The sequence below is a fragment of the Betaproteobacteria bacterium genome (assembly GCA_009377585.1).
Lineage (GTDB): Bacteria > Pseudomonadota > Gammaproteobacteria > Burkholderiales > WYBJ01 > WYBJ01.
The window spans coordinates 26,008-36,137 of the sequence record WHTS01000043.1 but is presented as its reverse complement, the minus strand read 5'-3'; the positions used below and the strand labels follow the sequence as shown (position 1 = coordinate 36,137).

Sequence of the window (10,130 nt, the reverse complement as noted above, 5' to 3'; positions counted from 1 at the left end):
TTTCCCTCCCTTGCAGGGCGTGCATCGGCCTCAATGCCGATGCCGCTCGGCCGGTGCGGACCATGGTCCGCGAGACCCCGGCCTCGTCCCCCACCCTCAGTCCTGGAACCTGCCCGCTTGGCGAGCACACGATGCTCCCCTCTCCCCCCGGGAGAGGGGCTGGGGGTGAGGGAACAGGCGCCACGCAGGTTCGATGGTGCAATCCGCGATGCGGCTTGCCGCTTGTCGGTGCGATTCGATTTTGGCGAACGGCTCATCTCACAGCTCCCTCATCAGAACGCTGACAGTGTAGTCGGGCAGGATCTCGACTTGCGCGGCGACCGGCACGACCAGCGTCGATTCGCGCTCTTCGAGGATGAGCGGGCCGGTGAGCCGGGTGCCGGGCGCGAGCGAATAGCGCTCGTACACGGGCACCGCAGCGTATCGCTTCCTCTGCGGCAGGAAGATCTCGCGCTTACCGCGCATGTTCGGCTTCGATCCGGCGCGCTCGTCGCCCCAGGTGAAGCGGTGGCTTTTCACAGCCGAGCGCCCGGTGAGGCGCCAGGTGATGACCTGGGGCACGGCGTTCGGCACGAGGTGACCGTAAAGCTGGCGGTAGTGCTGCTCGAACTCGCGCACGAGCGGTGCCGCCGTGGATCGGTCGATGCGCATCCAGGGCAGTGTCACCGAGACGTTGTGGCCCTGACCGGCGTAACGCATTTCGGTGCCGATATACCACTTGATGCCGGTGTCGGCGGCGCCGGCCGAAGCGAGCTCGCGCTCGGCATCCGCGCGCAGCTCCGAGTACACCTTCGACACGCGCGACCAATCGATGTCGCGCACCAGGGTCGGGTTCGACCAGCTGCGGTCGACGCGCGCAGGCGCCGCGAGCAGCCCGAGGCAGGAGCCCGCGCCGGCGGCGATGGTGGCGAGCACGCGCGGAATGCGCAGCTTGCGCGCCACCTCCACGACGTGCACGGGGCCTGCGCCACCGGTCGCGACCATCGTGAACGCCCGCGGGTCGTGTCCCTTCTCGGCGATATGGATGCGCGCCGCGGCGGCCATGTTCTCGTTGACGATGTCGCAGATGCCGTAGGCCACCTCGGTCGGCGCAAGATCGAGCTCGCCGGCGAGCTTTGCGAGCGCGGCTTGTGCCCGATCCACCCGCAGTTTCATCTCGCCGCCGAGAAAATTGTCCGGGTTGAGGTAGCCCAGGACGAGATCGGCGTCGGTGACGGTCGGATCCTTGCCGCCTTGTCCATAGCAGGCTGGCCCAGGGTCCGCGCCCGCGCTTTCAGGACCGACGTTGAGCAGCCCGAGCTCGTTCACGTGCGCGATCGATCCGCCGCCCGCACCGATCTCGATCAGATCGATGCTGGGAATCAGGATGGGCAGGCCCGAGCCGCGCTTGAAGCGATGCACGCGCGCGGCCTCGAAGCTGTGGGCGATCAACGGCTCGCCGCCGACCGCGACACAGGCTTTCGCGGTCGTGCCGCCCATGTCGAAGGCGAGGATCTGATCGATGCCGTTGGCGCGCGCGGTGTTCAATGCGGACAGCACGCCGCCCGCAGGACCCGATTCGAGCAGCAGGATGGGCGTCTCCGCTGCCGCCTCGCCCGAGGTGAAGCCGCCGCTCGAGACCATGATGCGCAGGGGTGCGCCGGCGACGAGCGCGTGCACGCGGCGGTCGAGATTGCGCAGGTACTGCGCGACCAGCGGTTGCACATAGGCGTTCGCCGCCGTGGTCGACATGCGCTCGTATTCGCGAATCTCGCGCGCGATGCCGGAGGAGATCGAGACCGCCATGTCCGGGAAGCGGCTGCGCAGCGCCGCCGCCACTTTCTTCTCGTGCGCATCGCTCACGTAAGCGTGCAGCAGGCACACTGCGACCGAGGTCACGCCGAGCCCATCGATCTCGTTCAGCAGCCGCTCGAGCTCGGAATCCGCGAGCGGCATCAGCACCGCCCCGCTCGCATCCAGCCTCTCGTCGAGCTCGCGGCGCTTCTCCAGGGCAACCAGCGGCTCGGGGATCTCGAGATTCAGGTCGTAGAGGTCGTAGCGCCACTCGCGCCCGATGTCGAGCACATCGCGTGTGCCCTTCGTGACGACCAGGCCGGTGGGCGCGCCTTTGCGCTCGATCAGCGTGTTGGTCACCAGCGTCGTGCCGTGCACGACCTCCGTGACCTGCGTTGAATCGCCGGCTTTCTTCGCCGCCGCCATCTGCCGCAGCAGCTCGGCGATGACCGTGGAGACCGCCTCACCCGGATCGCGCGGCGTGGTGAGTGTCTTGGCGACCCAGATTTCACCGCCCGGGGTGAGCGCCGCCAGGCCGTCGGTGAACGTGCCGCCGATATCGACGGCGATTCGCACGCGCTTTTGTCCGCCACGTCTCTGACTCACGGCATTTCCCTTGTTGAATTGAAGCTCGCTGCTTCGCACCGGCCGTCAGTCGCTTGCATCGGCATCCGCGAGCGGCTTGAAGTTGGTCCACGGCGGCCCGCACGAGGCCTTGCGTCCCGAATGCCCGAGCTGCATGGCGGCGACGTCAATCGATGCGTATGCCGCTGGCCTTGACCAGGTTCGTGTAGCGCGCGATTTCCGCACCGATCAGGGCGCGGAACTGCGCCGGCGTATGCCTGGGCGTGACGATCCCTTGCCAGTTGGACACGTCGAACCCCGCAACGCCGGACTCGGCGATGGTCGGAACGTCGGGCAGGCTCGGCGCGCGCCTTGCCGTCGTTACCCCGAGCGCGCGCAACCTTCCGCCTTGCAAGTGCGGCAGCACCGGCGGCATCGTGCTGAAGATCAGATCGACCCGTCCCCCGACCAGGTCCGTCAGGGCCGGCCCGGTGCCCTTGTACGGCACGTGCAGGATATTTGCGCCGGTCGCGTGCTTGAAAAGCTCGGCCGTCATGTGCAGCGACGAGCCCGCACCGGCCGAAGCGTAATTGAGCTTGCCGGGGTTGGCTTTCGCGAGCGCGAGCAGGGCGCTCACCGAGTCCGCTTGCACCCGAGGATTTACCGCGAGAACGAGAGACGAGGTTGCGAGCAGCGTTACGGTTTCGAAGTCGCCCAGAGGCTTATAGGGCAAGTTCTCCTTCAGCGCGGGATTGTGCGCGAGGTTGCCGAGGCTGCCGAGAAAGAGCGTGTAGCCGTCCGGCGGGGCCTTCGCGGCGAGCGTGGCGCCGAGCACGCCGCCCGCGCCGCCGCGATTATCGACAACGGTCTGTTGGCCGAGTATCGGAGACAGGCGCTGGCCGACGGTTCGGGCAAGAATGTCGTTGCCGCCGCCGGGCGGGAACGGCACGATCAGCCGCAAGGGACGACTGGGGTAGGCGCTCGTGTCCGGGGATTGCGCAGCGGCGATCGTCCCTACACTCATAGCGGCTGCGCTCATGGCTGCGGCCATGACGCTTCGGGTGATCGCCATTCGCCAGCAATGCCGCCGCAATCCGTCCAATCCGTCTACAGCGCTTCCATAGGCCATTTTCGATTTTCTCCGGGGCGAAACTCAGGGGCGATTCGAGTGAATGGATGATAACCAGAGTTGTCGTCTGTTGACAATTTAATGTTGGACCGATTATCGTCGCGGTCGTGAATGCCACCCCGCTCAGGCAACGCACCGCTTCGGTTCCATCCACCATGGCCGAGCAAGCCATCGAATTGCGGCGCTCGCAGACCCTGGTTGCGATCTGCGAGCAGGAGATCGAGCGCATGATCCTCGATGCCGATCTCGAAATGGGCGCGCGCATCAACGAGCTTGCGCTGGCGGCGCGGCTCGGCATCAGTCGCGGCCCGGTACGCGAAGCGTGCCGCTCGCTCGTTCAGGCAGGCCTGCTCGAGACGCGCGCCAACCACGGCTTTTTCGTGCGCAAGCTCGCCCATTCGGACGTGGTCGATCTCTACGACCTGCGCGCCGGGCTCATGCGACTGGCAGGACAGCTCGTGGCACAGCGCGCCACGGCCGCGCAAGTGGCGCAGCTGCGCAGCCTGACCGATGCGATGGACGCGGCATGCGCGGACGGCGACACATGGCGATTTCAGGACCTCAATATCGAGTTTCACGCGGCCTTGGTGCAGGCTACGCGCAACCGCCGCTTGCAGGAGGTCTACCAGGGCTTGAGCAAGGAGTCGCGGCTGTTTCGGCGCCGTGCCCTGGTCTCGAAAGCAGCCATGAAAGCTTCCAATCACGAGCATCGCGCGATCATCGCAGCGGTGGCCAAGCATGATTCCACACGCGCCGCAGCGACGATGGAGAATCATATTCTGCGCGGCAAGGAGCGTTTCCTGAGCGCTGCTTCCGACGAGCTGGAGCGCTGAAGAGCCGAGCATTGGCAGCCGTGAAGGCTGAATGTCGGGCTTTCCTGCAATCCAGGTTGGCAACCGGCAACTTGAAGGGATCGAGATGAAATTCAGCAACTTTCTGTTTCCTGCTGCGATGAGCCCCGAGGCCGACCACCGCATCGTCAACGAAAGCCTGCGCGAGGGTCAGCTCTGCGACGAGCTCGGCATGGATATGTTGTGGCTGGCGGAACACCATTTCGACGGCATCTGCGCCTACGTCGATCCGGTGACGTTCGCGGCCGCACTGGCCGCCAGCACCAAGCGCATCCACATTGGTTTCGCCGTAGCGCAAATGTCGCTGCATCACCCGATCCGCATGGCCGAGCAGATGTCGCTCATCGATAACATCAGCAGCGGCCGTCTGGTCGTCGGCCTTGGCCGCGGCACCGCCTACAACATCTACGACTATCAGGGCTACGGGATCGATCCGGGAGAAGCCTACGAAAGGCTGGTCGAGGCCGAGGAGATCATGATCAAGGCGTGGACCACCGAGAACTACCGCCACGAGGGCAAGTACTGGAACATTCGCCTGCCCCGGTTGCGTCCCGAGCCCTACACGAAACCGCATCCGCCGATCGTGCGTGCCTGCGCGAGCGAGGAGGCGATGCTCGGCATGGCGCGCGAAGGCCGTCCGTTCCTGATGAACATCCAGACCAACGAGGTCACCAGACAGCGCATGGATCTCTATCGCAAGACCATGCGCGAATCGGGCCACGACGAGCAAACGGTCGCGCGCGGCGTCGACAACACATGGATCTGGCGCAACATCTTCGTCGCCGAGACCGACGCCGAGGCGAAACGGTTGGCGCTGCCGGCGTTCGAGGCCCAGCAGGAGTTTCGCAAGGCCATGCGGAAGCAAGTTTACGAGGAGCAGGGGCTGCTGCTCAAGCAGGAGGCCGGAGTCCCGTCACGCGATCAGGTGCAGCATTCGATGATCTGCGGCTCTCCCGCCACCGTGGCCGAAGAGATCGCCAGGATCGACGCCATCGGCGTGGGTGGCCTGCTGATGGTGTTTCGCATCGGCCCGATGCCCTACGAGGTGGCCGAAAACAGCATCGAGCTCTTCATGAGCAAAGTGGCACCGCAATTCAGGCCGCGGAAACCATCGCCGGCAGCCTGAGCTCGCACTCACGCGCGATTTCTACAAGCGCGGGCGGCGCGCTCCCGAGCGTCCGTACAGGATCATCAGATAGCCCCCGACCATGCCGCCCAGGTGCGCGAAGTGGGCCACTCCGGACGCCGTTCCGGTAATGCCGAAATAGAGCTCGATCAGACCGTACAGTGTCACGAACAGCCACGCCGGCATCGGGATGGGCGGGATCAACAGGACGATGACGCGCTTCGGGAACATCATGCCGAAGGCGAGCAGCAGTCCGAACACGCCGCCGGACGCGCCCACGGTCGGATAGAACGACCCGGTGAGCCAGGTGACCAGCAGCTGCGCGAGCGCTGCGCTTATCACGCATACCAGGTAGTACGTGATGTAACGCCGCTGTCCCCATACGGATTCGATGTCCGAGCCGAACATGTACAGGCCGAACATGTTGAACAGCAGGTGCATGAGGCTGCCGTGCAGGAAGCCGTATGTCAGGATTTGCCACGGCCCGAACTGTGGCCCGAACGGCCACAACGCGAGCGATCCGATGAACTCGGCGCCGAGAAACGCTTGCAGGGCGAACGCGATCACGTTGAGACCGATCAGCGTTTGCGTGCCTGGGGGGATGGGACGAAACATGGGTTCAGTGGGCTTTCGGCTGCGGGGCGGGCTTGCAGGGGCCGTTACTCAGAGGGCCTGCAGGGCTTCGATCACCTTGCGCTCGAGCACGATGCCTTCGACGCGGCGGCGGCTGCGTTCGCGGAACGCGCGCTCGGAAGGAATGCGGATCTCGTCCACACCGGGTTGGCGCGGCGTCGCCTTGACGGCTTGCACGAACTCGCTCATCTGCCGGGCGAAGTCGCCGGCGGGTAGCAGGATGTCCGGATCGAGCGCGATGAAGAAAAACCCATAGTCGAGTGGTTGATCGCGCACCAGGCGGGCGCCGGCGAGCAGTCCCATCGCCTGGATTGCGAGCGACAGCGCGTAGCCCTTGTAGCCGCCGAAGGCCGCCACCCCGCCGCGCAGGACGGCTTGTGCGTCGGCGCTCGGCGCGCCGCGTTCGTCGAAGCCGATGCCTTCGGGCAATGCCTGGCCCAGATGCGCGTGCAGCATCACTTCGCCCCACATGATGGCGGCGGTTCCGAAATCGACGATCACCGCGCCTTCGCTGGAGGGGAAGCCGAAGCTGATCGGATTGGTCCCGAGCGCCGGCACGGCCGCGCCGGGCGGCAAAACGTGCGGCTGCCCGCTCGCCGCGTGAAAGGCGAACAGCCCCTCTTTCACGATGCGCTCTACATAGTAGGCGTTGCGGCCGCTGAAGTAGCTGTTGTAGGCGCCGACCGCGGCGATGCCCGTCTTGCGCGCCTTCGCAACCGCGACTTCGGCCGCGCGGTAGGCCGCGATGTAGCCGACATTGTTGCCGCCGTCGAGGGTGGCCGAGACCGGCGTCTCGTGGACGATGCGCACCGGCGAGCGCTCTTTCCCCGTCTTCCAGTCGCCCGCGATGGCGAGGATGCGTGGGAGCCCGGCGAACTTGTAACCGCACAAGGCGTTGTCGACCAATTGATCGACGATGATTCGAGCCTCGTCGGCCGGGTAGCCGAGGCGCTGCAAGGCGTCGAGCCCGACCCGGGTGGCTTCGTCCACGCTCATGCGAATGCTGTCGGGCGAATCGGAATCCAGTGGCGTGTGTTGCTCGCCCGGCGAAACTGCAGAGGGCATATCGGCTCCAAAACGAGGAAAACCGCGCGCGCCGGTACGCGCGCCGTTGCGATGGAAGCCCTGGATGTTAGGGAGCGTGGCGGGGCGGTGTCAAAGCCTTGCGGGCGCGCGATCATTGTGTGCGAGTTGGCGGGCGGCACGGTCGCTCTTTGCCGGGAAGCTCGCCCAGGCCGTGCAAGCATGCCGCAGAGCGACAAGTTGCAAGCATGCCGCAAGAGCGGCACTTTGTCTCCTTACGGCGACAAAACTTCTTTGCCGGCTCACGCGGATCGAGCGACAATGGCGTACCGGCTGTAGCCAAGACCGGTCGGACAAGCGGGGAGGTGTGGGTCGGCTTACCCCGCGCAACGTACAGAATGGGGTGGGCCAGGTTCCGCGCGTAAGCGCGACTCGCGACCTGGATCCCGGAGGTTTCATGAGTAGTTCCCTGGCCGAGATTCTGCTCGTCGAAGATGAAGCCGACGATGCAGAACTATTAACGCGCGCATTGATGGAATTGCGCCCCGGCACGCGCGTCACGGTCATCGCCGACGGCGTCGAAGCATTGCGCCAGCTCCTGGCCGACGATCAGGAGGCGGCGCTGACGCCCAAGCTCATCATCCTCGATCTCAAGCTGCCGGGGCTGGACGGCATCGAAGTCCTGCGCTGCCTGACCGCCAACGCGCGCACGGCCAAGATTCCAGTGGTCGTGCTGTCGGGCACGTGCAGCCCGGAAGACGTGGGTGCGAGTCGCTCCTACGGCGCCAAGGCCTGCATGCGTAAGCCCTCGTCGGGCGGCGACCTGCGCCGGGTGGCGAAGGTGCTGGCGGGGGAGCTGCACTAGGCATCCCCGACGGCATCCCCGACGCCGAGGAGCGCTGCGAGCGCGAAGTGGCTCGTCATCGGCGAATGCTCGCAGCGGGAATGGCGGGCGCTATTCGTCCTGATCCTGGTACAGTCGCGCCATGCCGCTCGTTTCCCTGGACGGCGCCAGCCTCGCGTTCGGCCATGTCCCGTTGCTCGACCACGTCTCGGCTGCGATCGATCGCGGCGAGCGCCTCGCACTGATCGGCCGCAACGGTAGCGGCAAGTCGAGTCTTTTGCGCGTCCTCACGGGGGAAAGCAGCCTCGATGACGGGCTGGTGCGTGCGGAGCCCGGCGCTCGGATCGCCCTGGTCGCGCAGGAGCCGCAATTCGCCGCCGATCAGGATGCCTACGACGCCATTGCGGGCGGGCTCGGCGCGATTTCCGCGCAGCTGATCGAATATCACGATCTCGGCACGCGCCTGGGCGCCGCGCCGAGCACCGAGGCGCTGGAACGGCTGCACGCGCTGCAGAGCGCGCTCGAGCACGCGGACGGGTGGCGTCTCGATACGCGCGTCGAACAGACGCTCGCTCAGCTGGGCCTGGCCGGCAATGCCCGCATCGAGACGCTGTCCGGCGGCATGCTCAAGCGCGTCGCGCTCGGCCGCGCGCTGGTCGCGCAACCCGATCTGCTGCTGCTCGACGAGCCGACCAACCACCTCGATATCGACGGGATCGAATGGCTGGAGACGCTGCTCGTCGGTTACGCCGGCGCGGTGATGGTGGTCACGCACGACCGGCGCTTTCTCGATCGCGTCGCGACGCGCATTCTGGAGCTGGATAGAGGCGAGCTTCGCAGCTATCCCGGCCGCTATGTCGACTACCAGGCGCGCAAAAGCGAGGAGCTGGCGGCGGAGTCGGCTGCGCAGGCGCGCTTCGACAAGCTGCTCGCGCAGGAAGAAGCATGGATCCGCAAAGGAATCGAAGCGCGCCGCACCCGCAACGAGGGACGCGTGCGGCGCCTGGAAGCCTTGCGGCGCGAGCGCTTCGCTCGACGCGAGCGGCTCGGCACGGCACAGCTCGCGGTGGATCGCGGCGATCTGTCGGGCAGGCTCGTGGCCGAGCTTGTCGATGTCTCGAAGTCCTATGCGGATGAACACGGCACGCGCAGCGTGGTGCGCGACCTCTCGTGCCGAATCATGCGCGGCGACAAGGTGGGATTCATCGGCCCCAACGGCGCCGGCAAGACGACGTTGCTGAAGCTGATACTGGGCGAGGTCGAACCGGATAGCGGCAGCGTGCGGCTGGGCACGCGCTTGCAGATCGCGTATTTCGATCAGTTCCGCGCGCAGCTCGATCCCGATGCGACCCTCGTCGAGGTGATCAGCCCGGGCTCCGAGTTCGTCGAGATCGCCGGCCGCCGCCAGCACGTCATCGGCTACCTGGGCGATTTTCTGTTTCCGCCGCAGCGTGCCCGCTCGCAGGTGCGCTCGCTCTCGGGCGGCGAGCGCAATCGGCTGCTGCTCGCGCGCCTGTTCGCGCGGCCCGCCAACGTGATCGTCCTGGACGAGCCGACCAACGACCTCGACATCGAGACGCTGGAGTTGCTGGAAGCATTGCTCGCGGACTACGACGCGACGGTGCTGCTGGTAACGCACGATCGCGCCTTTCTCGACGCGGTGGCGACCCAGACGATCGCCTACGAAGGCGACGGGGTGTGGCGCGAGTATGCCGGCGGATTCGAGGATTGGTGGCGGGTGAAGCGGGCACAGGCGCAGCAGGCGCAGGCGCAGCAGGTGCAGCAGGCGCAGGCGCAGGCGCAGCAGGTGCAGCCGAAGCCGCTCGCGGGGACTGCGCAACGCTCCGCGGCGGCGCCGAAGCCGGCCGCGCGCCGCAACGACGAGGGTCCGCGCAAGCTCACGTTCGCCGAGCGGCGCGAGCTCGATCAGTTGCCGGCGCGCATCGATGCGCTCGAAGGCGAGCAAAAGACGCTGGGCTTACGGCTCGCCGATCCGGCGCTCTACCAGCGCGCGCCGCAGGAAGTCGCGGCGGTGCGCGAACGGCTGCAAGCGGTGGAGGGTGAGATTGCGGCTGCGATGCATCGCTGGGAAATGCTCGCCACGCGGGAATGACGCTGTCCTGGACCGTTGCGCGCGAATCGAACCACACCACCCGCGAACCACACCACCCGCGAACCACACCACCC

At 66.4% G+C, this 10,130-nt stretch carries 8 protein-coding genes; 4 read left to right on the top strand and 4 right to left on the bottom strand.

Annotation, left to right across the window (positions count from 1 at the left end):
* Window positions 1-258: 258 nt before the first annotated feature.
* Both GEV05_15025 and GEV05_15020 read right to left on the bottom strand, forming a co-directional pair.
* Window positions 259-2,379, bottom strand: a complete 2,121-nt coding sequence (locus GEV05_15025; protein ID MPZ44684.1) for a hydantoinase/oxoprolinase family protein — start codon at window positions 2,377-2,379, stop codon at window positions 259-261.
* A 145-nt stretch (window positions 2,380-2,524) separates the two neighbouring features.
* Window positions 2,525-3,388, bottom strand: a complete 864-nt coding sequence (locus tag GEV05_15020; protein ID MPZ44683.1) for a tripartite tricarboxylate transporter substrate binding protein — start codon at window positions 3,386-3,388, stop codon at window positions 2,525-2,527.
* A 233-nt stretch (window positions 3,389-3,621) separates the two neighbouring features.
* On the opposite strand from GEV05_15020, the gene GEV05_15015 reads away from it, so the two are divergent.
* Entirely contained in the window at window positions 3,622-4,299 is a 678-nt protein-coding gene (locus tag GEV05_15015; protein ID MPZ44682.1) for an FCD domain-containing protein, read from the top strand.
* 31 nt (window positions 4,300-4,330) lie between these two features.
* Entirely contained in the window at window positions 4,331-5,443 is a 1,113-nt protein-coding gene (locus tag GEV05_15010; protein MPZ44681.1) for an LLM class flavin-dependent oxidoreductase, read from the top strand.
* Between the two features lie 21 nt (window positions 5,444-5,464).
* Here the strand turns inward: GEV05_15010 and GEV05_15005 are convergent, their stop codons facing one another.
* Complete coding sequence (locus GEV05_15005) at window positions 5,465-6,058, bottom strand: rhomboid family intramembrane serine protease (protein ID MPZ44680.1); 594 nt, start codon at window positions 6,056-6,058, stop codon at window positions 5,465-5,467.
* Between the two features lie 48 nt (window positions 6,059-6,106).
* A complete protein-coding gene (locus GEV05_15000) occupies window positions 6,107-7,141 on the bottom strand; it encodes an Ldh family oxidoreductase (GenBank protein ID MPZ44679.1) in 1,035 nt (344 codons plus the stop codon).
* 415 nt (window positions 7,142-7,556) lie between these two features.
* On the opposite strand from GEV05_15000, the gene GEV05_14995 reads away from it, so the two are divergent.
* Both GEV05_14995 and GEV05_14990 read left to right on the top strand, forming a co-directional pair.
* On the top strand, window positions 7,557-7,964 hold the full coding sequence (locus GEV05_14995) for a response regulator (protein MPZ44678.1): 408 nt from the start codon (window positions 7,557-7,559) through the stop codon (window positions 7,962-7,964).
* A 121-nt stretch (window positions 7,965-8,085) separates the two neighbouring features.
* A complete protein-coding gene (locus tag GEV05_14990; protein ID MPZ44677.1) occupies window positions 8,086-10,056 on the top strand; it encodes an ATP-binding cassette domain-containing protein in 1,971 nt (656 codons plus the stop codon).
* Window positions 10,057-10,130: the final 74 nt, after the last annotated feature.